Annotated in this window: 20 protein-coding genes; 7 read left to right on the top strand and 13 right to left on the bottom strand. The window is 53.2% G+C overall.

Features of this window, described 5'->3' with window-relative positions; translation table 11 throughout:
* Positions 1-352 precede the first annotated feature (352 nt).
* Genes MWU39_RS02850 through MWU39_RS02835 form a run of 4 tightly spaced genes read left to right on the top strand, consistent with a single transcriptional unit; the run spans position 353 to position 6,335 of the window.
* Positions 353-2,125 (top strand): alpha-amylase family glycosyl hydrolase, encoded by a 1,773-nt coding sequence (locus MWU39_RS02850; protein WP_247160288.1) that lies wholly within the window; start codon positions 353-355, stop codon positions 2,123-2,125.
* The gene (locus tag MWU39_RS02845) at positions 2,122-3,768 is read left to right on the top strand and encodes an alpha-amylase family glycosyl hydrolase (RefSeq protein WP_247158465.1); all 1,647 of its coding nucleotides are present in this window, start codon (positions 2,122-2,124) and stop codon (positions 3,766-3,768) included. Before MWU39_RS02850 ends, MWU39_RS02845 begins: the two co-directional genes overlap by 4 nt.
* A 16-nt stretch (positions 3,769-3,784) precedes the next feature.
* Entirely contained in the window at positions 3,785-4,813 is a 1,029-nt protein-coding gene (locus tag MWU39_RS02840; protein ID WP_247158464.1) for a LacI family DNA-binding transcriptional regulator, read from the top strand.
* A 1-nt stretch (position 4,814) separates the two neighbouring features.
* Positions 4,815-6,335 carry a tryptophan halogenase family protein gene (locus tag MWU39_RS02835; protein WP_247158463.1) on the top strand — a complete coding sequence of 507 codons (1,521 nt, stop codon included), beginning with the start codon at positions 4,815-4,817 and terminating at the stop codon, positions 6,333-6,335.
* Positions 6,336-6,441: 106 nt separating this feature from the next.
* Here MWU39_RS02835 and MWU39_RS02830 read toward each other — a convergent pair whose 3' ends face one another.
* On the bottom strand, positions 6,442-9,213 hold the full coding sequence (locus tag MWU39_RS02830) for a TonB-dependent receptor (protein ID WP_247158462.1): 2,772 nt from the start codon (positions 9,211-9,213) through the stop codon (positions 6,442-6,444).
* A 398-nt stretch (positions 9,214-9,611) separates the two neighbouring features.
* Between MWU39_RS02830 and MWU39_RS02825 the strand changes: the two genes are divergently transcribed.
* Both MWU39_RS02825 and MWU39_RS02820 read left to right on the top strand, forming a co-directional pair.
* A complete protein-coding gene (locus MWU39_RS02825; protein WP_281501059.1) occupies positions 9,612-10,295 on the top strand; it encodes a DUF6445 family protein in 684 nt (227 codons plus the stop codon).
* Positions 10,296-10,346: 51 nt separating this feature from the next.
* Positions 10,347-11,849 carry a tryptophan halogenase family protein gene (locus tag MWU39_RS02820; RefSeq protein WP_247158460.1) on the top strand — a complete coding sequence of 501 codons (1,503 nt, stop codon included), beginning with the start codon at positions 10,347-10,349 and terminating at the stop codon, positions 11,847-11,849.
* A 184-nt stretch (positions 11,850-12,033) separates the two neighbouring features.
* Here the strand turns inward: MWU39_RS02820 and MWU39_RS02815 are convergent, their stop codons facing one another.
* From MWU39_RS02815 to MWU39_RS02800, 4 genes are all read right to left on the bottom strand, one after another.
* Entirely contained in the window at positions 12,034-12,675 is a 642-nt protein-coding gene (locus MWU39_RS02815; RefSeq protein WP_247158459.1) for a hypothetical protein, read from the bottom strand.
* A gap of 3 nt (positions 12,676-12,678) precedes the next feature.
* Positions 12,679-13,248, bottom strand: coding sequence for a hypothetical protein (locus MWU39_RS02810; RefSeq protein WP_247158458.1), 570 nt, complete (start codon positions 13,246-13,248; stop codon positions 12,679-12,681).
* Positions 13,241-15,913, bottom strand: a complete 2,673-nt coding sequence (locus MWU39_RS02805) for a hypothetical protein (protein ID WP_247158457.1) — start codon at positions 15,911-15,913, stop codon at positions 13,241-13,243. Before MWU39_RS02805 ends, MWU39_RS02810 begins: the two co-directional genes overlap by 8 nt.
* A gap of 91 nt (positions 15,914-16,004) precedes the next feature.
* Positions 16,005-16,493, bottom strand: a complete 489-nt coding sequence (locus tag MWU39_RS02800) for a hypothetical protein (protein WP_247158456.1) — start codon at positions 16,491-16,493, stop codon at positions 16,005-16,007.
* A gap of 462 nt (positions 16,494-16,955) precedes the next feature.
* Between MWU39_RS02800 and MWU39_RS02795 the strand changes: the two genes are divergently transcribed.
* Complete coding sequence (locus MWU39_RS02795) at positions 16,956-18,158, top strand: nucleotidyltransferase family protein (protein ID WP_281501058.1); 1,203 nt, start codon at positions 16,956-16,958, stop codon at positions 18,156-18,158.
* Here the strand turns inward: MWU39_RS02795 and MWU39_RS02790 are convergent.
* The 8 genes from MWU39_RS02790 to MWU39_RS02755 form a co-directional block, all read right to left on the bottom strand.
* Positions 18,133-19,560: a sulfatase gene (locus MWU39_RS02790; protein ID WP_247158454.1), complete on the bottom strand. Its 1,428-nt coding sequence runs from the start codon at positions 19,558-19,560 to the stop codon at positions 18,133-18,135. The genes MWU39_RS02795 and MWU39_RS02790 overlap by 26 nt on opposite strands.
* Entirely contained in the window at positions 19,553-20,530 is a 978-nt protein-coding gene (locus MWU39_RS02785) for a hypothetical protein (RefSeq protein ID WP_247158453.1), read from the bottom strand. Before MWU39_RS02785 ends, MWU39_RS02790 begins: the two co-directional genes overlap by 8 nt.
* 184 nt (positions 20,531-20,714) lie before the next feature.
* Complete coding sequence (locus tag MWU39_RS02780; RefSeq protein ID WP_247158452.1) at positions 20,715-22,625, bottom strand: asparagine synthase-related protein; 1,911 nt, start codon at positions 22,623-22,625, stop codon at positions 20,715-20,717.
* Complete coding sequence (locus MWU39_RS02775) at positions 22,622-23,038, bottom strand: lasso peptide biosynthesis B2 protein (RefSeq protein ID WP_247158451.1); 417 nt, start codon at positions 23,036-23,038, stop codon at positions 22,622-22,624. Before MWU39_RS02775 ends, MWU39_RS02780 begins: the two co-directional genes overlap by 4 nt.
* A gap of 2 nt (positions 23,039-23,040) precedes the next feature.
* Positions 23,041-23,643 (bottom strand): 2OG-Fe(II) oxygenase, encoded by a 603-nt coding sequence (locus MWU39_RS02770; RefSeq protein WP_247158450.1) that lies wholly within the window; start codon positions 23,641-23,643, stop codon positions 23,041-23,043.
* On the bottom strand, positions 23,640-23,954 hold the full coding sequence (locus MWU39_RS02765) for a PqqD family protein (protein WP_247158449.1): 315 nt from the start codon (positions 23,952-23,954) through the stop codon (positions 23,640-23,642). Before MWU39_RS02765 ends, MWU39_RS02770 begins: the two co-directional genes overlap by 4 nt.
* Positions 23,955-24,076: 122 nt before the next feature.
* The gene (locus tag MWU39_RS02760; protein ID WP_247158448.1) at positions 24,077-24,688 is read right to left on the bottom strand and encodes a sulfotransferase; all 612 of its coding nucleotides are present in this window, start codon (positions 24,686-24,688) and stop codon (positions 24,077-24,079) included.
* Positions 24,689-24,697: 9 nt separating this feature from the next.
* On the bottom strand, positions 24,698-25,843 hold the full coding sequence (locus tag MWU39_RS02755) for a putative 2OG-Fe(II) oxygenase (protein ID WP_247158447.1): 1,146 nt from the start codon (positions 25,841-25,843) through the stop codon (positions 24,698-24,700).
* Positions 25,844-26,270 lie beyond the last annotated feature (427 nt).

Raw genomic sequence — 26,270 nt, 5'->3', positions numbered from 1 at the left:
GTTTCTCCACGCACTTTGGCGTGACAATAACCCGCTCTACGCACTATCCATGCGCAGCCCTTCCCGCATCTGCTAGCAAGATCTGGCTGGTGCAGTTTGCCCGTCCTGCAAAAATTTGCAAGATGCTTAAATTATTTGCGGTAAAGAGTTTTTCGCCATTTGCGATTTTTCATCATTATACCACTAATTTTTATGATGTTTTCTGCGTCGCGCCTGTGTAGATCATGCCAATACAAAGAATTGCAAAACTGTGCATTTGATGGCATTTAGCAATGCGGAGGGGATGAAAATGAAACGAATCTTGGCCTTGAGCCTCGCCACATTGTGCAGCCTTAGCACCGCAGCTTGGGCCATGCGTGACGCACCAGAAGAAACGGCATCTTTCAGAGAGCGCCCTCCTGAAGATGAAATAATCTATTTTGTCCTGCCTGATCGATTTGAAAATGGCGATTCGTCCAACGATAGAGGCGGCATAAAGGGTGACCGTCTAACGCATGGATATGACCCATCCCACAAAGGTTTTTACCATGGTGGTGACCTTAAGGGGCTGACCGAAAAGCTCGACTATATCGAAGGCATGGGTGTGACCGCGATCTGGTTTGCGCCGATTTTCAAGAACAAAGCGGTCCAAGGCCCCAAAGGCAATGAAAGCGCGGGCTATCATGGATATTGGGTGACCGATTTTACCAGCATTGATCCGCATTTCGGCACCAATGCCGAATTCAAAGCCTTCGTCGACGCTGCGCATGCACGCGGGATGAAGGTGTATATGGACATTATCACCAATCACACCGCCGATGTCATTCGATACGCCGAGGGGGACAGTTTCGATTACGCGTATCGCAGCCTCTCCGATTTCCCCTACTCCCGCCGTGCATCTGACGGAACGTCCATCAATGAAGGCTTCATGGGCGATGACCTGAAAACTGCGGAGAACTTCACGAAGCTAACGTCATCGGATTATGCGTACACGCCCGTCATTCCAGATGCCGAGAAAGACGTAAAAGTCCCGGCATGGCTCAATGATCCGGCGTTTTATCACAACCGTGGCAGCACAACCTTTAGCGGGGAGAGCAGCCGCTATGGCGATTTTGCTGGACTTGATGATCTGTATACCGAGCATCCGCGAGTGCTCGACGGCATGATCGACATCTATGCCAGCTGGATTGAGCGGTTTGGCATTGACGGATTTCGGATTGATACGGCCAAGCATGTGAACCCTGAGTTTTGGCAAGCCTTTGTGCCCGCCATGGTTGAGACTGCCGAAGCGGAAGGGATTCCCAATTTCCTGATTTTCGGAGAGGTCTATTCGGATAGTCGAGAAAGCGGCTTTCTTGCTCGTTTTACACGCCGTGATGGATTTCCTTCGGTGCTAGATTTTGCGTTTCAGGCCGCTGTTCGAGATGCATTGGGGCGCAATCAGCCCGCAGGTGTGATGGTCGAAATGTTTGATGGTGATGTGAATTACGAAGGAGGGCAGGAAACGGCGCGAACATTGCCCACTTTCTTGGGCAATCACGATATGGGGCGCTTTTCAACGTTGGTGAAAGCGGACAATCCCGGAATTTCTCAGGAAGAACTGCTTGATCGGGTCAAGCTTGGCCATGCGATGTTGATGACTCTGCGCGGCTCGCCCGTAGTCTATTCGGGCAGCGAGCAAGGATTTGTGGGTGATGGCAACGATCAGGCTGCGCGTGAGGATATGTTCCCCAGCCTGACCGACAGTTACAACGACAATGATCTGATCGGCACAGAAGCGACAACAGCAGATGCGAATTTCGATATGCAGCACCCGTTGTACAAGCTGATTGGCGAGTTCGCCGCAATCCGTTCCAAGCATGCGGCGTTGCGAGGCGGCGAGCAAGTGACACGCAGCTATAATGATGTCGGCCCCGGCTTGGTGAGCTTTTCACGCTTTGATCCCGAAACAGGCCGCGAATACCTTCTAGCATTCAATTCGTCGTCCGCGCCGATCAGCGTGAAATCTGTTATCGGATATGATGCGCGGAAGCTGGAAACTCAATCAGGGAATTGTCCCACTGAAGTAACTGCTCCAGGTACTGTCAGCTTGGAACTTCCTGCATTTGGATGGTGCATCGCTCGGGTATCAGAGACGGCTCAATGAACGAAACGCTTTCAATTTCAAATCCAGCGACAGCCACAGGTGCCCGCGATTGGTGGCGCGGTGCCGTAATCTACCAGATCTACCCGCGCAGTTTTCGCGATACGAATAGCGATGGCATTGGCGATTTACGCGGTGTGGTGGAAGGCCTCGATTACATTGCCTCGCTCGGTGTGGACGGGATCTGGATTTCGCCATTCTTCACGTCGCCCATGCGCGATTTCGGTTATGACGTATCTGATTATTGCGGGATTGATCCTAGCTTTGGCGACTTCGACGATTTCGATGCGATCATCACAAAAGCGCACGATCTCGGTCTGAAAGTCATCATCGATCAGGTCTATTCGCACACTTCGGACCAGCACGCTTGGTTTCAGGAAAGCCGCAAAGATCAGGCGAATGACAAAGCAGACTGGTATGTCTGGGCTGATCCCAAACCGGATGGCTCGCCGCCTTCAAATTGGCAGTCGGTGTTTGGCGGTTCAGCGTGGCAGTGGGATGGTCCTCGCCGGCAATATTACCTGCACAACTTCCTGACCTGTCAGCCCGATCTTAACATGCATAATCGCGATGTTCAGGACGCGGTGCTGGATGTGGCACGGTTCTGGCTAGATCGCGGTGTCGATGGTTTCCGCCTCGACGCGCTTAATTTCTCGATGCATGACCCGCAATTGCGCGACAACCCTCCATCCGGCACTCCGATGGATCAGGTCACGCGGCCATTTGACATGCAGATCAAGCAATTCAATCAGTCACATGATGATATTCCTGCATTTCTCGAACGTATCCGCAGCGCGATTGATGCGTATCCTCAGCGCTTTACCGTGGCAGAAGTCGGCGGACCCGATCCGCTGGCCGAAATGAAGGCCTTTACCGCTAATGGTAAAAGGCTCGATTCCGCTTACAACTTCGACTTTCTGTATGCGCCCGATTTGACTGCGGAACTTGTGAAGCAAAGCCTCGCACACTGGGACGGCACGCCTGGCGAAGGTTGGCCATCTTGGGCATTTTCAAATCATGACGCGCCGCGTGCGGTTACCCGCTGGTCTGATGGCGAAAACCTTGATCAGATTTCGCGGTTGAACATGCTGCTTTTGCTCTCGCTGCGCGGCAATCCAATCATCTATCAAGGCGAAGAGCTGGGGCTGCCTCAGGGTCATGTGGCGTTTGAAGATCTGCAAGATCCCGAAGCTATTGCCAATTGGCCGCACACTTTGGGCCGAGACGGCGCGCGAACGCCGTTGCCGTGGAACGCCAGCGCGCCGCAAGCTGGATTTTCCCAGGCCAATCAAACCTGGCTGAAGCTGGATGACACGCATAAGGACCGTGCAATCAATCGCCAAATTGCCGATACATCATCCATGGTAAGCTACACGCGCATGTTGCTCACTCTGCGCAATTCACTTGCCCCAATGCTGGCCGGGGATAGTCAATTGCTTGACACCCCCGATGGCATTGTCGCATTCGTAAGATCATCGGACGAAGGCCGAGTTTTGTGTGCCTTCAATCTCGATACGAAAACACTAGATTGGTCTCCTCCAGCTGAATTCGAAACGGCACAGGTGATCGCCGATCACAATCAGGCAAGCGCCGCAGGATTAATCCCGAACCGGATCGCCGGCCGCGCGGGTTACTGGGCGAAATAAGGGGCCGGCTGGCGACATGCAGGAAGCCGATACAAAAGTAAAAAAGAACGCGCGGCTCGAAGATATCGCGCGCGAGGCTGGCGTATCGATCTCAACCGTATCGCGCGCGTTAAACGACAGCCCAGCGGTCAAACGCCGGACCAAGCAGGAAATCTGGAAAATCGCGCGCGCGCATGATTATGATTTCCGCAGTCACATGCCCAATGGACCAGTGGGTGCAGAAGCGACAATTGCAGTCATCGTCCCCGCGCCGCAAGCGCGCGAGACGCGCGTCGCCGACCCGTTCTTTCTTGAATTGCTGGCAGGCATTGCCGAGGCGGCACGCGAGCGCAATGCTGATCTGGTCATCAGCCATGTCTTTCCGCGATCCGCCGAGGACCTAGAATTCGCCATGACCACCAGCCGCGCGACCGGGATGATCTTTATCGGTCAAAGCTCTCTGCACGATGGCTTCAACGCTTTGGCGACGCGTGATGACCGATTTGTTGTCTGGGGCGCGGAGTTTTCCGATGCACAATATTGCACCATCGGATCAGACAATGTCGCAGGCGGACGGCGCGCGACCTCTCACCTGATCCGACTGGGTCGCAAGCGAATTCTGTTCCTCGGCGATACCGAAGCGCCCGAAGCAGAACAGCGTTTTCGCGGCTATCGCCAGGCCTTGCATGAGGCCGATATTGAACTGGTAAGCGACTTGGTTGTACCGGCGCATTTCGACGTGCACTCAGGTGAAGTCGCCGCGCGCTCCGCAATCAATCGCGGGATTCAATTCGACGGGATTTTTGCCGCTAGTGACCTGATCGCAATCGGCGCTGTCCGCGCGCTCACCATGAGCGGGCGCAGTGTTCCCGATGATGTTTCGGTTGTTGGATATGACAACATTCCCGCCGCGCGCCTCGTTACACCGCGACTGACTACTATCGACCAAGATACCAATCTTGCCGGCAGGATGCTCGTCTCCAAGCTGATCGATACGAAAGGCGGCAAGGCCACTTCACAGCGTTTGGAAACCAGCCTGCTGATCCGCGAAAGCTGTGGCGGCTGACATGGCCGTTTCTGCTGGTCCGCTTCGGGAAATCGCGATTATTGGAGGGGGCAGTGCCGGTTGGATGACAGCGGCCGCGCTGTCAGATGCGCTTGGGCCAGACTGTCAAATCACGCTCGTGGAATCTGACGCAATCGGCACAGTCGGGGTGGGCGAAGCAACAATTCCGCCCATTCGCAATTTCAACCAACGGCTTGGCATTGATGAAGCAACCTTCGTCAGAGAGACCGCTGGGTCCTACAAACTCGGCATCGAATTTGTTGACTGGGCTCGCAAGGGTCGCAGCTATTTTCACCCATTCGGCCAATATGGAGCGGAGTTCGATAAAGTTCCATTCTACCATTACTGGATGCGGGAAAGCCTTGCGGGACGAACCAGCGGACCGATTGACGATCTTTCGATGTGCTGGGCAATGGCAAAAGCCGGGAAGTTTGCTCACCCACAAGCAGACCGCCGCAAGATCCAATCGACCTTCGACTATGCCTATCATTTCGACGCAGGCCTTTACGCGGCCTATCTTCGGAAATTTGCCGAAGCACGCGGCGTAAAACGGATCGAAGGCCGCGTCTGCGATGTCTCACGCGATGCCGAGAGTGGCTTCATAGAAAGTGTAACACTCGAAAGCGGCGAGACGGTTGGTGCCGAATTCTTCATCGATTGCAGCGGGTTTCGTGGACTATTGATCGAAGGCGCTTTGGAAACGGGGTATGAAAACTGGCAGCGTTGGTTACCGTGTGACCGCGCCATTGCAGTGCCTTGTACTAAGCAAGACAAGATCACGCCTTACACGCGCTCCACCGCTAAAGAGGCCGGCTGGCAATGGCGAATTCCGCTGCAACACCGCACCGGCAATGGCTATGTCCATTGCAGCGAGTTTATCAGCGAAGATGATGCAACGCAGACGCTCATATCATCACTCGATGGTGAAGCGCTTGCAGAGCCGCGAACGCTGCGTTTCGTAACCGGGCGTCGGAGAAAGTTCTGGGAAAAGAACTGCGTTGCGATCGGTCTTTCAGCAGGCTTTATGGAGCCGCTTGAATCCACCAGCCTCCATCTGATCCAGTATGGAATTTTGCGCCTTATTGCCTTGATGCCAGGCCGCGAAATGTCTCCGCTGCTGACGCAGGAATACAACGCACAGACGACCACTGAATATGAGCGCATCCGCGACTTTCTTATTCTGCATTACAAAGCAACAACACGCGATGATGCGGAGCTTTGGCGATATTGCTCGTCGATGCAGATACCGGACAGCCTGCAGTATAAAATCGATCACTTCCGCACGTCGGGGATGCTGGTGGCGGACGAGCGCGAACTCTTCGCCAATCCAAGCTGGATCGCCGTTTACCTGGGTCAGGACATTATACCCGAGCGTGCTCCAGCGATTGCCGAAATGCGCCAACAGGTGCCTGTGGCTGAACGCATGAAAGCCATTGCCCAAGCGATGCAGGATGCCGTGGCAGAGATGCCTGAACACGCCGATTTCCTGAACCAGCATTGCCGCTCCCCGCTCGCGATTTAATCCGGCGCGCTTTTCGCGGTAAAGTTCACTGCACCCTAAATAAGAAGGGGCCCGCTGTTTCCAGCGAGCCCCTTCTCCTCTTGGAGAGTTCTGCGACCCTTCGTGATCAGAATGCCTTCTTCACTGTGAAGTTGAAGGTCCGACCATAGATTTCATGACGGCTCGGGAATGTCCCGATTGTGTTGCCGCCAGTGTCAAGTAGATCGTTCTGAGTAACGAAAGGCTCGTCCGTCAGGTTGAAGACTTCAACCTGGAAACCAAGACCCTTCAGGAATCCAGCTTCGTTCTGGAACGTATAGCCAATCTGCGCATCGAGGATGGTTTCGCTCAACGCGTCCGCACCGCTCAGGCTGCCGTCGAAGTTCTGAACTTCGGACAGGAATCCGCTGCGGTAGCGCGCTGCAAGCTTCGCTTGAAGACCGTTCTTCTCATAGAAGATATCGCCTGACCAAACTTGCTCGGAATAGCCAGGGATCGGGAGCGAATCCTGGTTCTGGTCTTCGACTTCAGCGTCGGCATAGGTGAAGCTGAAGCTACCGCCAAACCCATCCAAAGCCTCAGTCAGATCGATGAAGTCGACCCGCAGAGTTGCCTCGACACCAGTAATCGAACCGTCAGCAAAGTTGACAGGGCCGCCGAAAGAACCCGTTGCGAGTTCTGGCGCAGTCTGCAGTATCGAGCCAAAGCCCGCGTTCACAATCTGCTGCTCAAGATCGATCGTATCCGAGAAATCGATGACCCAGTCTGACAATTCCTTATGGAACACAGCCACAACCAACGCGCTACCGGGCGAGAAATACTTCTCGAAGGACACATCGAACGATGTCGATGAATATGGCTGAAGCGATGGGTTGCCGCCACTCAGGTTGAAGCAAACGACAGACGGCGGGTTGAACGCCAGAACCGTATCAGGGACCTGATCTCCATCGGTATCAGAACACGCGAGCGGGTTGGTCCCGATATTCTGGTTCGCAGCAAGCTGATCGAGACGGGCCCGAGTGATCGTGCGCGCAGCGGCTAGTTTGATGAACGTATCCGTTGCAACCTCGAAACTGAGGTTGGCGCTCGGAAGCCAATCGCCGTACTTCTCTTGAACGAAGTTACGACCGCCACCAATCGTTCCCGTCGAAGACTGGTACGTGTCGGCATATTTGATACCGATGTTACCGCGCAGCGGAATAGCTCCGAGCATCGCATCGATATTGGCCTGAGCGTAGATATTGGCCACCCTCTCATTCACGACCCATTCGGTATCGAATGTCGCTTTTTCAACGACATATGTTCCGTCTGTGAGGAAAGTCGATGGGTCATAAGCAAGAATATCGTTGCCGAGATCCTTGGTGTCTGTGCTGCCGACGATGGTGCCTGTTGGCACCGCAAGTGCACCGTTGGTGAACTGACCCGATGCCCGCAGGAAGCTCTCATTGGAGTCAAAGTTCTTTTGACGGTCTGTGTAGAGAACACCGACCTGAATGCTCGACAGGAAGCCACCGTCAAAGTTCCAATCTGCTTCCAGACGGAGCTGGTGCAGCTCATCTTCAATGATTGGCTGCTTGACAAAGCCAACCTGCCCCCAACCACCTGGATCGGTGAGCAATACGTTGGCAGGATCAGTATAGTCGAGCAGGCCGTCGATGGTGTATTCGCCATTGCTCGGGAAAGTGAAATTTAGCGTATCTTGAGCGCCTGAACGCGCGGCACCAGTACCGGCATATGATTCATAGTCGATGTCGTTACGGTCAAGTGTCGAATAGCCGTAATCGACGACGATGCCGAGATTGTCGCTCAGTTCAACGTCAAGGTTGGCGCCGAATGCGTAGATTTCTGACTCATTGCCTTCTGTGTCGGTGCGAAGGATCGGAACGACCGCTGAATATGTTGCACTGTCAGCGAACGGACCAGAACCTTGCGCGCCATCAAAGCTTGCACCGCTCCACGACGCGATTGGTGTTTCCGTACCGCGGAAGATACCGGAATCCTGCGTATCGCTGTAGAACCCGTCAACGACCAGCGAAACGCGGTCATTCGGTTCAAACTGAAGCGTACCCGCAACCGAAACGCGCTCGAATTCGCGGCTGACCACACCCTGACGCGGGTTGTCGGCTGGATAGATCAAGCCGTTTGCGTCGCGCGACACTTGAAACTGGTTGGTCTTAAGCTCACGCGAAATGAAGTGGGTCGGGTTGGACTGCACAGTCGCACCCAAAGCCCAACCAAAAGTGCCGGATTCGTTCTGATCAATGTATGATCCGAAGAAGCGGTAACCGTCGTCGGCAAAATCCGGGTTCAAACTGCCACTATCATTCAGGACATAACGCGCGGAGACGTTGATCGTCGCATCTTTGAAGTCAAGCGGACGAACCGTGCGGAGGTCAACGGCACCAGCGATGCCCGTTGCAGCAAGCCGAGCGTCTGCAGTCTTATAGACCACACCCTGCCCGATAAGTTCGGATGGGAACTGATCGAATTCAATACCGCGATTGTTGCCAGCGGAGACCACTTCACGACCATTGAGCAGAGCCAATGAGAAGTCAGGGCCGAGGCCGCGGATCGAAATCTGTTGCGAGCGACCACGCACACGCTGCGCAGTGACTCCGGGCAAACGAGCGAGCGAGTCCGCAATAGAAAGGTCGGGAAGCTGGCCGATGTCTTCGGCCGTGATCACTTCGACGATGCTTGACGATTCACGCTTTGCCTCGAGCGAAGTCTCGATCGAACTGCGTATACCGCGAACAACGATTTCGCCCTCTTCACCCTCGGCAATTTCCGCTTCTTGCTGCTCTTGTGCAGCAGCAGGTGCCGCAGCGGCAACCATTGCGAGACCCGTTGCTGCACCACACAGCAGGCGGGCGTTAGCTGAATAACGCTTAAATCCCATTTTAGTCCTCCCCGACGCATCACTATCGTGCGTCTTTGCAGTTTTTTTCATAGCTGAGAAAATCGACAGGGTAAATCGGAAAACGCAGAATCCATAATCAAGCATTGAATTATCATTTTCCAAATATATTACAGATATTTATGCCGCGATATATGCCTGATAGGCATGAACTCATGCGAACTATCAACAATATGTGGCAGCCGTGTCACACTTCGACCAAAGACACTCGCTCAAGGCCCACACATTGTTGTGAAGCGCGCGCAAAACTTGAGTCCAAAATCTATAATTTACTAAATATTCCATACCCTTAATTTACCTTCTTGGCTTGTTCCGCCCTCTTTGTTAGCCTCCTGCTTCAGCCGAAAGCGATGTGAAGAGATTCTCGGATAATGCAAAACATGCGAATTTCAGTCGCTAATCGCGAGACTGGGGTATTTTCCCCAAATAATCATGTGTTTATGAAAATATCCGACATGCTTGACGATCCTGGCCTGGCAATCGCACGCGCCTCTTTGCAAAATTTTGCAAAGATCACACCTCAATATCCTGGCCTGCGTGCACCGCTTGATCCTGAAATTTGCGCAGACTGGGCTGCGCAATTGTCCCCGCATCTCGATGATGCCTTTGGGTATTCAGACAGCCACTGGGGGATGCAGGCGTGGTATTCCATAGTTACCGAACGGCCTGAAAAACTGATCCCAATGCAGTGCTTCCCGCATGTCGACGGAACGGATCCAGACCAACTCGCGATGATGCTTTACCTTGATAGGACGGACCACGGCGGCACGGCCTTTTTTCGTCACCGCTCAACGGGGCTTGAGGCTCTGACGGACGAGAACTTTCCGCACTACCGCGATGCTTTACAGGCGGACGTTTCAGAAAGCGGTCTGCCATCTGCCCGCTATGTGACCGATGGTGCGCCCCATTTCGAGCGAACTCACGCGACGAGCGGAACCTTCAATCAGGCGGTGTTCTATCGCGGGAACGTGCTACATTCCGGGGTGATCGATAACAATTTGCCTTTGCCAGAAAACCCACAAAACGGCAGGTTGACGATCAATGCGTTCTTGCGTCGCCGATGAAATAAGCGGCACTTCATTCCCTTTCCGCGCCCACTAACGAGTAAAGCCCAAATGACCGATACTAATGTGCAGAAGCTGGTAATCGTGGGCGGGGGTACGGCCGGTTGGATCACCGCTGCTGCCTTTGCGCGTCTATTGGGCCGCAACCTTTCGATAGAACTGGTGGAATCTGAAGCAATCGGAACAGTCGGCGTGGGTGAAGCCACGATTCCCCAGATCATCCGTTTGAATGCCATTTTGGGGTTGGACGAATATGATTTCGTCAAACACACAAAGGGGACGTTCAAACTCGGGATCGAGTTCGTCGACTGGGGTAAATTGGGTACCAGCTATCTCCATACCTTCGGTGATGCTGGCCTGAACCTCGCAAGCGTACCGTTTCATCAATATTGGGCACGAGCCGCAGCTAACGGCCATGACAAAGACCTGTGGCACTACTCGCTCCACAAGCGCGCAGCAGATACCGCCAAATTCGGTAAGCTTGAGCGCGTTGGCCAAACCGCAATGACCGGCCTCGCCTACGCGTATCATTTTGATGCCGGCCTCTACGCTCGATATCTAAGGAACTTTGCAGAACAGCATGGCGTGACGCGCAGTGAGGGAATTGTCCAAACCGTTTCCCGCGATAGCGAAAGCGGCAATATCACTTCGATAGAGCTTGATAATGGCAAGCAGGTAGAAGGAGACTTCTTTATAGACTGCACCGGCTTCCGTGCTCTGTTGATGGGGCAGGAGCTGGGCATCGGATACCGGGATTGGTCGAAATGGCTACCTTGTGACAGCGCTCAGGCAGTCCCGAGTGAACGCCTCGAAACACTCGTGCCTTACACCCGGGCGACAGCCAAAAACGCAGGTTGGCAATGGCGCATTCCGCTGCAACACCGGACAGGCAATGGCCACGTTTATTGCAGGAGCTTTACTTCTGATGACGAAGCCAGCCAAGTTCTCCTCGACGGCCTCGATACAAAGCCGCTAGCCGATCCACGCCCCATTAGGTTCACGACTGGAAGACGTGAGCAGTTCTGGGCTCATAATTGCGCTTGTATCGGCCTATCAGGCGGGTTTCTGGAGCCGCTGGAGTCGACCAGCATCCATTTGATCCAATCCCATGTCAGCAGGCTGATACAACTGTTCCCCCAGACAACTGGCAGCACTGCTGAGCGTGATGAATATAATCGCCGATGCGCCGACGAGTTTGAGCAGATCCGGGACTTCCTCATCTTGCACTACAAGCAGACTGAGCGCGAGGATTCCGAGTTCTGGAGCTATTGCAAGAACATGGAAGTTCCGGATTCGCTACGCCAAAAACAGCATCTGTTCGCGTCCTCTGGCAGGGTCGGACGCGATGCGGATGACTTATTTCGTGAGGCCAGCTGGGTGCAGGTGATGTTAGGGCAAAACGTCACACCGCGGAGCCATGATCCGATGGCAAACGGGCTAAATGATGTCCAGCTCAGCGAATTCCTAACCAATGTCCGCAAGCTGATCGAGAAATCAGTCGATGGGTTGCCGACACACGAGCAGTTTATTCAGCAGCACTGCGCATCGGACTGATTGGCCAACCCATTAGCTGACGCTCCAGATTTCTAAACTCACGCATTCCTGCGGCGAGGAATTGAGCCCGTCTGTCGCGATCGTCTCTGCCTTTTCATCAAATCAGATGATCTTGGGCGACGAGCTGAAGTATCAGAACGAACCAGCTTGTTTCTTCTTGCGAGGCACGCCGTGCTCTACTGAATCACCCCTGCATTTCGCTAGCCGATGCATTTGCTCTGACAGCGCTGTTCGGCGGATAGAAATGCTCAATCACCTGAATCAATTGATCGCCCGACTGGATCAGCTGGCCTAGGGCAATAACAAGCGGATCGGTGCCATACTTTTTGTCTATGCCCTGATTGATCTTCAGCAAGATCGGGTTGATCACATTCCAAATACTTGTCAGCAAATCTGCTGGTTTGCCGCTTGGCCAAGGCGGCAGGCTGCCAGGAGTAAATGTGACGGTTGGCGGATTGCCGGCATCCATCTGATAAATCGCGTTGGTCAGCCCAGTGCTCATGGCATTGATGGCCCGGTTAAACACATAAAGAGCAGTGATGAGCGCTTTTTGCTCTGCCGGGTTTGAAAGTGGGTGACCCATCACATAGATTTTTAGCCCTTGGGCCCCAACCCCCACGCCATTGATCACTTCATTACAGCATTTGAATTTGGCGATGGCTTTCCCGTATTTTCCAGAGGCTGGCTTTGGGCAGAGCGACGGCTTGGGATTAGCAGCCTGGATGTTCAATTCGGACCAATCTTCAACAGGGGGAACCGGCTCTGCCTGCAACTGCGCTAGCAGACTTTCAAAGTGTTCCGTTTCGCCAGTTCCCGATCCCTGCATACCCTAACCCCAGCTTGGATAATATTTCTGAAGCACGGTCACAATGTTATCGCCATTGGCAATAACGCCACCTAGCGCGACGACAATCGGGCTAGTGGGGTCTTTGGCCATCAGCTTTTTTTCCACCGCCATCAAAACGGGGCGGATGGCAAGCCAGGCTGAACTGAACAAGTCTGGCTTTTTCTTTGCAGGCCAAGGTGGCAATTTTGATGGAGTAAAAGTGACGCTGGGCGCCTTGCCGTTTTGCATGTCCTTAATGCCCGCGAGCAGCGCCGTATTCATATCCAACGCTGAATTGTAGAAAGCATGGCAAGCAGCATCAATCGCGTTGAGCGCAGTGGCTTTACCTTTGAGCACATGATCGAGCACGGCGTCGAGCACTTGCACAAACCCGCCGCCTGCACAGATCCAATTGTTCCAATCGTCAAACAGTTGGATTTGTTTCGTATAATTGGGCGGAGCCGCCACAGCGATGCTGGAAACCATGGCGACAGGCAGGGTATTCAGCGCAGGCCAGCGCTCCTGATCCTCAAAAAAAATCGGGTTTTCATCTCGTTCAGCGACTTCAGTCATTTAGGCTCTCCTCGGTAATTTCCGGATGTTTTACGGCGTCATTGTTCATGTCCTGAACCAGTTGCAGCAACTGGGTGCGCAAAGCTCCATCGACAAAGAAGTTGTCGACCTTCTGGTCGACTGTCGTGGTTTTCAGCTTGCCCCCGCCAACCGGCTTGCCGTTGACGTTCTTGGAAGGGGGATTGTGATGGTAGCTGACCGTCTTTTGATACTGGAATGATTTTGGCTGCCTCTGCGCGGTCTTGATCCCGGCGAAATCGGATTCGATCTGCGCGACGGCTGCGGTGAAAGTGGCATCATTGGATTTGATGAAGCTGTTCACCGCATCAATATCGCTGACAATCGTAGCGACCGGAATTTCCTTGTTGATGAGGAACAAGAACGCATCATTCAGGGTCGTATTCTTGCCTGAGAAAAACGATTTCATAGATGCTTTGAAGGCGTTGAGTTCGGCATTTGCATCACTCACAACACTGCTATTCTTGGCCGATTTGCAATTGAGATCGGTCAATATACCGGACAGCGGATCAATGATCGAAGCCAGCGTGTTGCAGGTACTGGTCGCAGAGGACAAGCTGGGCATCGCTTTTGCCGCTACGATGCTGGAATCCTTGGTAAGTTGGGAAAAATTGCCGGCATAATTCGTCAGATACGCCTCGATAGTGCCTGCCTGATTCATCGCATCAACAGCAAGAGAATTGATGGATTTCATCTGGGAAAGCGCAATCGCGGCATCGCCATCGATCTGCGCGGTGATTTTGGCGATCTGGGATGAATATTTGCCGGATAGTTTAGCATCGAGAGCTTGTGCCCGGCGCAAAGTATTGCCAGCCGAACACGCACCGGCTGCAATCTGATCAATAAATTGAAGCAGCCGAGTAAAGGTGTTGTGCGCAGGGATTGCGGCCTCGACTTTTTGAATAGCGCTTTCAACGCTGTCTGCCGCCGTCTCCAATGCCTGCGCCTCGGTATAGGCTGTTTTTGAAAGCGCGGCTTCACCCGCCAAATCCGACTGCACTTTTGTTAGGCAGGACGGCGACCACGAAAAGCCTGCCAAGAAACCTACCACTTCGCTGCAGTCATTAAAGATGGTTGAGAAATCCTCCATCTGCGTCTGGAAATTGCTCGGCAATTGGCGCGATTGATCGAACAGTTTTAACTTTGCGGCGATGGCCGGCCCGATGCTTTCCGCTTGGGTCAAATTCTTCTTTGCAGTGGCTGCTTCTGCGAGCAGCAAAGTCACATTGGGCAAGCCAATCGCGTCATAGCTCGATTTGATCAATTTCTTGTCGAGCAATGTTTCGGTCACCCACAATGGCTGGGAAGGAGGCGCGTCCACTTCGATCTCGAACGGGCGAGCCATCTGCTCAATTGCCGCAAATTGTTTGGACATGATCCGTTGCAGGCGCTGGCGCTCGAGATCGCTGGTGAATTTGGCCAGAGCAGGTGAGGAATCGCCTGCAGGATCTGTTGGATCGAGCAACGTCACGCCGCCCGCACCTTTGATCTTCGGCGGATACGGCCATTTCGGCGGGACAGGCAGTTTGCCATTGCCCGGCGCAGCCAGGATTGCATTGATCATATCTTGGATCAGCGCATAGGTATTGCCCTTATCGCGTGTGTCGTATTTTTTGAGATACCCCCCAAGCTCGCTCAAACTGGATTTGCCCGACGCAACTGACGATGGCCCTGCCTTTGAATTCCATGATTCGGTCTGGCTCTTATCGCAATGCTTGTCGAGCAAGTTGAATAAAGGCCCCACGCCGAGCGCATCTTCGAGCTTTGTCTCAAGCGGTTTGAGCAAAGCTTCGATACCAGTCGCCTCAAGCACGGCGTGGATAATTGGCGCGAGGATTTTGTTGATCAATGAAGCCACAGCATCCAGAACCCATTTCACGGGCGCAATTGCATCTTCGATGGCATGGAAAGCATGGCTGATCGGGTCCATTATCTTCTCAAATTCGCCGAGCCCGTCTTTGACTGTCTGGACGATACTTTCCACATCGGAAAAGGCAGTGCCCATCGCGTTTTCGATATCATGGTAGACGGTGACCAGGTCAGAGGCGAATGTCGCAAGCGGCGTAAGAACGGTGGCGACATCATCGCGGATCTTGATCATTTCAGCGACGAATTTCTCGGTCGAAGTCTGGCTTTGTGTTCCGGCAAGATAGGGTAAGATATCATCGACTAGATCGAGGCAATAACTGAGGATTTGCACAGTGTTGAGATAGTCGGGCAGCGTCTGCGAAAGTGTCGTGACGATATCGACCGCCTCTTTCATGCTCTTGGCGAGATCGCTAAAAAGATCCTTACAAGGGGTAACGACGTCTTTGATAATTGGATCGATGGTCGATTGAACGTCGGTTAGAAATTCGGCGACGTCGTCGAGAATCCCTGCTGCAATTTCAGCCACAACATCGACGAAAGGCACCTCGATCAACGCTTGGCACAGCGCGGATACGGTTTCCAAAATCTCTTCTATGGTTGTGAGCGCAGACGGGACATCCGCGGCATAATCCATGGCAGTGGAGATATCCGCGCAAACCGTTTCGATCTCACCCAGTTGGACCACCAATGGGCTAAATGCATGAAGCGACGTTTCCAGCGATCCAACCACCTTTGCAAACGGATCCGAGGCCGCGGCTAGTTCAGTTCCAGATGTCATATTTCGTCCCCCAAAAAATCGTGAATGCTAGCGCGCCTCTCGTTTTCACAGTCGGGAGCCAGCCAACCCAAATCGGCAAACCCGAACGCGATCAATCCGGTGCTGCGGCGCGCAACAAACGGCAGCTTTCCGGGGTGCTGATGCGGACCCGCGCGGTAGACCCGCCGGCGAGTGCCGCTGCGTGGTTCTCATTCAACTCGGCAAGAACATCGTCACGAAAGTGGCCGTAACTGCCGGCGTCGATTGTCATTCCATCGATCAGCAACATATAGCTGAACAGACCCCACGCATTTGCACTGTGCACGTCAAACCATTCCGTTCCCGGCACACGGGCGAAACCATCCGCAACAATGTCGTTCTTGATTTTGGTGCCCAGATTCTCGCCGGCTGGCATATTGTTAGTCAGCACCGCAGCCACGCCGAAATCCGGATTATGCGTAGTATAACCCGCCCTGACGCCAAGACGCGTGTTTGCATTGGTGTCACCAAATTTAAAATAGTTACCCTGCGAGCCATTCGGAAACTGCACGAAAGACCCCATTTGCGCGCCAGGTGTCATGACGAAATATGTATGATTCATACAATTACCCCTCCCCAGCAACCCATTAAACAATGGAGCACAGTAAAATTGTCTTTGCAATAATCATGATTGAAAATTTTTCATGTGCACAGAAACACCCAAGGTCGCATTATTCCTAATCCATTTAAGTAAATGTAATTCAATATCTTATTGATAGATTATTCGGAATTTCTTGCGCCTAAATTCAGCAACACAATAATTAGATTCCGCCATCCGAATACCTCAGCCTTCTTTTTATTCATGAAAAACGTGCAAATTCGATTCCGATTTTTCTGAATATTTCAATCGGATAGGGATTTGGGCCGTCACTGAAAATCGTTTGAAAACGTGGCAATGGTCAAACGTCTTCCCGATGAACTGCATCAAGCGGTCAGAGCGAGTTCGCGGCAGACTGCCGCCACCGTTGACCTGAGCTGAGTTGTTGTTGGACTGCGCAGAGGAAATTTGTCTAAGGCCTTGGGGATGGGAACCCGCAATCCGCCACTCAGTCAGCGACTTTCATTGGAATTGCAGCTGTTGGCCTCCATCTGCGAGTGGCCAAATCAGGTAGACGACACAAGCTCGATCCAAGACCTCGCGTCCCGCGTCGAAGATTGGGACCTGTTCAACCAGATCGCAAGGCGTCACCAATTGCAGGGATTTGCGCATGCGCAGCTGCGAGAAGTAGTGAGCGTTCCGCAATGGTTGAAGGATCTCTGGATACAAGAAGCGCGTCGGCGGGTCATGATGAACGTCAATCAGGCAAGAGATGCTGTGCGGCTGCATGGAGTGCTGGAAGATGAGGGTATTGCCAACATCGTTTTGAAAGGGTTGCCGCTTGCCGAGCGCATCTACGGTTCGTTGGCAATCACAGTAAGCGGCGACATCGATTTTTTGGTCCAACCCTCAAATGCCGCGCGGGCACTGCGTTTGCTTGAAAAGCAAGGTTATTGCGCCTGCCTGACCGCCAAGCCGTTGACACAGATGCAGGCTGCCACGGTGATCCGTCACCACAAAGAAATCACCTTGCGCCATGATGATGGTGGGATAATCGATTTACACTGGCGTCTTGTGGACGCGCCCCAAATTCTCGCTGGCATCAAGCCATTCGAAAACGCGCGAAAGGTCACAATTAAGAAGCTCGGGCATTGCAAGATCCTAGGTGAGGCTGACGAATTCGCCTATCTTTGTGCCCATGGAGCTTTGTCTGACTGGAACCATCTCAAATGGCTATGTGACATCCACAGACTGCTCAAAACGTACCAACCTGACGGATTGCGAGCGCTTGTCGCTCATGCAGATTCTCTTGCAGCCGGACCGTGCGCTATGCAGGCTCTGGCTATGAGAGAAGTGATCTTCGCAGAGCCCATTCCGAAGGCGATCGCCAGTATGGCTGACAAGCTGCCTAACGCGGAAAATCTGCATTTCTTTCTGGACCGCGTAGAACAGATCGGCACACCGCCTTCACTTAGAGACAGAGTCACACAGATCTGGCGCCAGGCCAAAGCGCGAAGAGACCTTTATGCTCGGCCCACAGAGGCGATCTTTAATCTGCGCTCACATCTGTTCGCATTGCCTGATATCCTCGCACTGCCGCTCCCCAGCAGCCTCGACTTCCTTTACCTGCCCTTGCGCCCGTTCCTCTGGCTGAAGCGCCGCTTCAGTCCAAATACCCAAGCGCCCTGAGCCGTTCGATTACTTTCGGATCGGCGTCGAGATCGTAAAGAATGTCCTCGCCAACGACGGCATCATCAGACTTCAGAATGTTCAGAACACCCTTGCTAACATGGGCAAGCCGCAGCCTGTCGAACTTGCGCGAGCACGCGTCTGCTCTGTCGTAAATGTTGTTGCGTTCATCAGGGTCGGCGGCAAGATCAAACAGAAAGCATCGATCCCGGTCGCCATCGTAAATGTATTTATGACCCTCATTAATGATTGCGAGGCGATAAATTGTTGAATCCCTGTGGCCGTGCATTTCGACATAAACCGGGTCAGATGTTCCACATTCGCTAGCTCTGATCTTGTCCAGAAGGCTCTTGCCGCGCATTTTTGGAACCCGGGGCAGTTGTGCCAATTCAGCAATCGTCGGAGCTATATCCAAGTTGCTGACAGGGTGTGTGAATTCTCGAGGCTTTGCGTTACCTGCAATGCGAACAATTAACGGGACGTGCGCACCCTCGCGATGTAGCTGGTTCCAGCTATGTGCCCAAGTGCCGTGCTCGAACAACTCTTCGCCATGGTCGCTGGTCAAAACGACATGGGTGTTTTGCCAGTCGTCCATGTCATACAAGGCATCAAACAGCCGGCCAAAACAGCTATCCATTTGCTCTACCTCTTGGCGGTAAAGCATTTTCCAGCGTTCTGCTCTTTCTGAGCCTGGGAAATACTTCCCACGGTTTCGGCGCTGCATAGCCCATTGGGCCCGATCGCGCCAAACCTGCTCAACTTCGTCGCGCGTTTTCCTTCTTGTTTTTGACTCATATGGCCAATGCAGGTCCATAAAATGGAGCCACAGGAAAAAGGGTGCATCATGCTTCTGCTGGAGCCACGGGAGGCCGAGGTCGATAACATCGCTAGCACTGCTTGCTGGCCTTGGCGGATTGGGGTGCATCCCGATGCGTGAGAGTAAGCGCCGGAATATCGGCAACCTTAGCAATCGACGGGATCCACGAATGGAAAATAGCCGATCAGCAAAACTGCTATGAATTTCGGGTCTCACGTCCGTGAAATGATCGAAACCACGGTCAAAACCATGCATGCTGCCGCACACCGGATTGGTTGTAATTCCGATGGTCTGATACCCGGCTTTTTGGAGCATTTCCGGCAAGAACGGCCGCTCTTCTTCAATCTTGCCTTGAGCAAAATTATACTCTGACGAAAAAGTGGACGAAAGCAGCGCCGTCATCGAAATCTTCGTCCAACCGCCACATGTATATGCGTCAGAGAACCAGGTTCCTTGCTGCGCGAAGCGATCGATATTGGGTGTACTCGGACCATCGTCTCCACCCAGGCCAATGTGATCTCCGCGCCAGCAATCAACCGTCAGAAGGACGATATTGGGACGTTTATCCGGCTTGTGCTCAGGCATGGATCGTTTCGAAATCTTGCAGGAGCATTTTCCCTAGATAACTCAGGCGTGACAGGTCGTTTGCTCTTTCGATGGCGCGGCAGTGTTTTGTGCGGGCGAAATCGGCAAATAGCGCATAGTCCTGCAACCGGTGGGGCTTTTTCATAAGGCTGGTACCGTAGGCATTGGAATTCAAGCGCATGATCGCCTCGCTCGGACCGATTGCATTAATCTGCGTTGCCGTGCCCGCAGGCCCGCGCTTAGAGAGAAAATATACGGCGCTCAATTCTATCGTGTCTGCACCGCCTTCACCTGCGCCTTTATCGCTTGCTGGCAAGTATCGCTTGTCACCTAAGGAAAGAACCGGCTGAGCGCGATCTACATCATGTCCGAGTAGTCGCAGTACATCGGGAGAGACACGCATGTATGGATAGGCTCGTTGAACCTGAAAATGGCCGTCATCCTGATCAATTACAGCGATATCGTCTGCGACAAGCTGTGCACCGCATTGGAGCAGCATTGCAGATGTTGTCGATTTTCCTGCACCTTTGTCGCCGGTGAGCGCAAAGGCGCGACCATTGTAGGAAAGAACTGCGGCGTGGAGGCAAGTCTTTGCCCGCAAACGGCAAATGGCCCCGAATATCGGCCCGATCAAAAATGAAATAGCATCAGTTTCGGGAATATCGCCTATTCGGCGCAACATGATGCGAGCGGAGTTTTCTGAGATATAGAAAATCAGGGCGCTATCGTGATTGCGCCGAAACGTGATTTTCAACCGGCTTTCGCAGTGCTCGATCGTTGTGCTGCTTTCGCCAATTCGGTGCCCGCTATCGCGGACCCAACGCAGCTCCTCCAATGTGCTGATCACATGATCTGCAGGAAACAACTCCACTGACAGATCCTGCAAGACACTATTCACAGCCGGACGAAGCAATGGCAACGCCGTATCCGACCGGATGCGCAAGCCGTAGGCCGTGTAGTCAAATGCCATGGCATATCCGCATCAGTCTCTGCAGCAGGCCATACCCAATGCACGACAGGATTAGCGAAGATAAAGCGCCTAAAGAATACTCGCAGTGTATGAGGACGGAACACCGCCACCATCATCGCCAGTGTCACCCATTATCGTTTGGGTCAGCTCGCTGACCGGACCATAATCGAGCAAATGAGGCGCCTTATACTCGGCTTGATTCAAAGCCTGTCCAGACACGTTTTTTGAAGTTGGTGAGTTTTTCACAGCGCTGCATTACTCCTAAATTTATCTGCTTGTTATACAGGTTGAGCCAAATTGCCAAGGAGCCAATGCGATTAACCGCTCGTGTATCCTGAGTGGTCAAATTCTTGCCATCCGCTAGGCTCTCCCGCAGAGCTGATACGTCTATGAACTCCTCGACATGATCGCCCAGCGGCAAGATTTTTTGCCAGTCTGGAACACCGCTTTCTTCAAACAAGGCAGCCATCTGGTTCGCCGGGAAAGCAGTCTTCGGACGCTGGAGTACTTCTTGCGGCAATCGATTGTGCATGATCTGCCTCAAGAGCAACTTGTTCGCCATCCATGGGTACACCCGCACCGATTGCATCATTTCGACCAATCGAACATCGAAGAACGGAAAGCACAGCTTCATCGGTAACATTGAATATGCTGGACTATGCCATTCGAATATCCGGCGCCAAAGAGGGTGGATTGCCATGTCTTTTCGCGGGCTGTCGTTCAGGCTGGCAATGCCCGTGAGGTTCTGAAATCGCTCTTGCAACGCCGCCCGGCTGACGAATGGTTGTGCCAACCAGTTCGGCACTTTGCGCGTCACTGGGCCACGGCGAACATCCCGCCCGTTTTGAAAAGACTGCGCCAACGCTCGAAGGGGCGGTTTCCCGTACACCTTGGTATATTGAGCCAATTCAGACAGCATCAATCCATATTGGCCTGATTTGCGTAGATTACCCCAATAATCTAGCGGCGGGTGCAGCAGCGGATCACCGCCATAACCAGCGAAGAAATTCCGACCTTTGTTCACGCTATCGCCAAAAATACGAAATCTGGTCGTTGATCGGCTAGTGAAGCTGGGCTCAGGCGGTAGGTCTTCACGGCCCGTAATGTCGGGAAGTGGAAACTCAGAATCATCCTTGAACACTCTTGAAGGTATGTTGAGTTTGTCGGCGACCTTTTCTGCAAAGGGCCGCTCCAGACTCAATCGATCAAGAGCGGGCACATAGGTGTATGCGTTGACAGCCAGACTCGATTTACGACCACGCAGCTCCGCTAGGATCGCCGCGATGGAGGTTGAGTCCATTCCTCCGCTAAGATGGGTGCCGGCATAGTCATCCCGGCACCGGTCACTGACAGCTTGCGTGAACAGAAAATCAAACTCTTCTCTGATCTCGGCCGGATTGCGCCGTCGCGGCTCGGCTTCAGACATCGCCCAATACTGTCCGACAAGAAGCTTGCCACGGTTTGCAGTCAAACATTCACCCGGAGCGAGTTTATGGATGTCCCGGAAGGTCGTGCGCTTGGCCGCGTGATTCATCCGGAAAAGCAAGTAATCGCCGATGGCTTGCTCGTTTAGAATGGACGAAACCGCCGGATGAGCACGAATGGCATTCACATTGTTGCTGGCGAGAATGCCCCCGTCAATCTGCGCATAATAGAGCGGTGAAACCCCCATCTGATCAGTCGCGCAGAACATGTCCTGTCGCCTGTCGTCCCATAGGATGAACGCAAAATCGCCGATCAGATGCTTAAGGCAATCCGCGCCCCAGACCATATAGGCATGCAATATGAGATGATCGTCGGACACAGTTTGTTCAACGTCCACGCCCTTGCCACGCAGCTTTGCGATCAAGTCCAGACGGCCGTCAATCCGCGCATCGGCAGTAACCCAGATTTGGCCATCTAGCGATGATGGCTGCTGCTCCGTCGCAGCCTCTCGGGTTGTTTTGAGCTGCGTGTGACCCAGTGCAATGTTTGGCGCTTGCCAATAGGCCTGTTCGTCCGGCCCTTGCGCGCGCAAGATGTGGAGCATATCGGCAAGCACGTCGCCTTCGACCTGCTTGCCATCATAGCGGAAATAGCCGCAAATGCCGCTCAAGTGACATCTCTGGGATAGTCAAACCGGCCTATCGATTTGTAATTTCCATAGACTTGCTTGCTGGCATTTAACGGTCTGCCGCGATATTCGAGCCAGGCATGCGCGCGGAAAATCTGTTTTTTGCGAATGCCGATATTGAGCGAGGCGTGAAGCCCGCGCCGCTCCAGCTGCCACCACAAAACCAGCGAGCGCGCCAAGCACTTGTTCTTAATCGGAGTGATTGCCATCGCTCGCTTGAGTGCGGCCAGATTGTCTAGAACATCTTCCATCGGAGGGTTTTCCAAAGGCGACGCACCGCCCGTGGCAGCTTCGAGAATGCGCCATGTTCTTCGCAAACCAGCCGTTCTCAGACCCAACTCAGCCAAGGGCACCAGTACGATATTCTGCAGGATCGCCAAGCGTAAGTGAGCCATTTTCAGCTATTGCCTTGATGTTGCAAAAAACGCGCGACGATTGCGTATCTTTCACCGCAAAGGACTGGTGTAACTTCATGAACCAAATCCGCCCGATAGGCCACCAGCATGCCGCCCTGTCCACGCAACGACATGCCGCGATTGTTCCATTCGGGTCGATCGACCAGCCCATAGAGCTTGAGCTCCCCCCCACTGTAAGTGCCATCGTCGCCATGGTCAGTTTGATCGTTAAGGTAGATCGATAAATTGACGCGTCGACCTAGCTGGTCATCTGTATGCGGCGCGAAAAAGTGCCCTTCTCGATATAGGAGAAATTTGGCGGCTTCCATTTGTGCCGCAAAGCGTTCGTTGAACTTCTCCTCCAGCCTGGGACGGAGTGCTTCAATTTTCCGATCCGTTTTGGCTGCAAGCGTTGCTGGTACTTTCGCAAAAAGCGACTGCCGCTTTTCGGGATCAATTTTTCTTGATTGATCGCGCTTGCTATAAACGTTGGCAGCAACCTGCTCTCCCTCACGGATCGCCTGCCGAATCTCCTTACACTCGTCTTTGCTCAAAAACTCTTGGTCGATGTACACCCCAAGTTTTTGCAGGATATGCAGGTTCAACTGTCGGCCTCTCCGAACGTGACCAGACCCGCATTGTGCAATTCGACTACGAAGACGCCAAGGTCCCTTTTCAGCACGTCCGGCGCAATGTCATAGGTTTTAACGGCGCGAGCCAGAGCCTTGTCGACATCACCTTCCTCGTTGAGCCAATGCCAAAAGTTCATGCCAATTTTGTCGAGTCCGTAATAACGCTCATTATTGAGGTTCAGGATCACGGCCTCGTCACCCATATCCTCCAGCAATGCGTTGGCAGAAATTGTGATGCTGCCGCTTGGGACTGGTAAGTCAGTTGCTGGTGTAGGGTCCGACATGTGTCTCCGTTCGTCTCACTGTTGCAGTGGGCGTGGATATGGTGCCGGCTTTCCAGTGTCAATCAAGCCTAATGCCCAGCCATTCAGGTATTGGAGGCAGACCAACGGAACAGCCGCTGCTCTCAAAAACCGAGCCGATCACGCCAACGGCTATGATTGCGATTTCGATACAGTCCAAGCTCGATCGAATTGGGCATGGCTTCGTGTTTGGGTAGCAGTTCTTCACCGACAAATTCTATAATGCGCGGCAGCTGCTTGGCGGTCTTTCGGATAAGCTGGCGGTGGGAGACGGTGATGAAATCCAGATGGCGGGCGGAACGCATCCAACCTTTGATTTCTTCGTTGTGCGCGCGCATTCTATCGACTGTTTGTGCCAGCGCTTCACTATCTTGCCTCTCCCCGCGCGCTGCTATCATCTTGTTTTGTGATCGGACCACCTCGTTGAGATCTCTCTCCATATAGATGACCTTATAGTGGTGGGCTTTCGGTAACTTGGGCAACAATGCGGATATAACTTTGATCGCTTTGCCCGACCCGAGCGCAGGCTCAAGGATCCGGTGATCCCGCCCAATCTGCTTGATCGCCTCCCATTCAAAATACCCTTTGGGATTGTCATCATCAGCCTGTCGAACCCTATCTGTGAAAGGCTCGATGCCGCCAGCTTCCAGCATTTGCATCATCAGCGACGTTCCGCATCGCGGCAATCCCGATACTAGCAAGAGCGGTTCGGTCATAAGAGTATCCTAATGGCCCGTTTTCGGAACGACATCGAATGCGATCGAGATTCGTGGGCGAGATGACTGCGACGGGTAAGTGCGGTGACCAAAGTAAGATGGGAAGAGCAACAGTGCGCCCTTTTGCGGCATGATCAACTGTTTAGGCCACGCCTCAAGATCATTTTGCCCACTTATCGGCAATGGTCCGAACTCTATTTGCCCATCGGGAGAGCTGCCTTCTTCCGAAACAGGAACGTCGACATAAAAAACACCGCTTAGCCAGCCAGCGGGGTGACAGTGCCAATCTTCATATCCGTCACCTGCAAATATGTTGGCCCATGTCTCAAGCCCAACATTTTCTGGCACGCAGTGTAGCGGATGCCAGTCCGTCGGTGCATCAAAGCCCAACGCTCTTTCTCGAATGCCTTGCTTGATGCGCTCGAACAAGGTTTCCACGCTCGGAATACCAAGCTCCAGCAAATGGCTTATACGCCACCCTCCGCCTTTGCCCGCATTTGATGCCGGTAATTTTGAGCGCGACGTGTGCTCTGTCAACTGTTCAAACAATTGGCCCGGCGTGTCCGCATCCACGATATTGGTCATGGAGGTAATGCTGCTTTTCGGGGAAACGATCCCTTCGAGCAGTTCCGTCTGGTTCGCGTGGGCAAGCGCGGTTGGTGCCAGCGCGTTCCATTGTCCAAGAGCAAGGCAAGCTCCACCCCATTGCCCGAGCTCGTCAATCTGATTCAGCGCGATCAAACTCCTGCATAGCGCCATTGCTGCAACGAAGTCTCCTGGATCAGTAGCCAATGCCTCCCTACAAAGCGGCACTGCCTCCTCATACCGCTCTTGTTCGACAAGCAGCCTTCCCAGTTCAGCCAAAGCGACCTTCGAGCCCAGCGCTTGCGCAGCATAAAAATGCCCTTCGGCAATGCTAGCTCGCCCTCGGTGACGCGCCAGCCTTGCGTGGCAAAGCAGCGCATCCGGACTATCCAGACATACTTTCTGACCTAGGACTGACTCTGCTTTGCCAAACTCTCCAAGATGCAGATACAGGCCGGCCAGTTTAACTCGTATGTCCGATCGTCCGGGCAAGCGATCCTGAAAACGGGACAAAGCCGCAATCTGTGTGTGTATGTCAGGCTTCGGCCTACCGGGTAGCCAGTTCAGCATTCCTATCAGCCGCGTGAGAATTCAAAACGAACTGCAATCTGGGAAAGGTAGTGATCGCGTCGAAGCTTCTCTGCGGGCTTCACCGCATTTGTCATCAGCCAAACCATTCTGCGAACCCTCCTGAACGTCCAGTAAAACTCTAATGTCGTTGACAACGAACAGCAACAAGCGCGCATGCGACAAAGCAGGCAGAATTCGAACATAAAAACTGATCTGCCAATTTTTTTCTCCAACGGTCCTGGGTGTGCTGTCAGCCTAAACGCAACTTGTCTCCGTTTGGCAGTTTTGCCCCTACCCACCCGCTTTTTAGGCCATGAGTGCTTGCCGCGAGCGGTCTTGTAAGTTTCTCTGTCGACGAGGTGACGTTGGAAATTGAAGTGATTGAGCACGTTAGCGTGGACGGAAGCGAACTTCTGTAGCGATCTCA

Origin of the sequence: Erythrobacter sp. F6033, from assembly GCF_023016005.1 — a bacterium.
GTDB lineage: Bacteria > Pseudomonadota > Alphaproteobacteria > Sphingomonadales > Sphingomonadaceae > Erythrobacter.
This window is presented reverse-complemented; position numbering and strand designations above follow the sequence as displayed.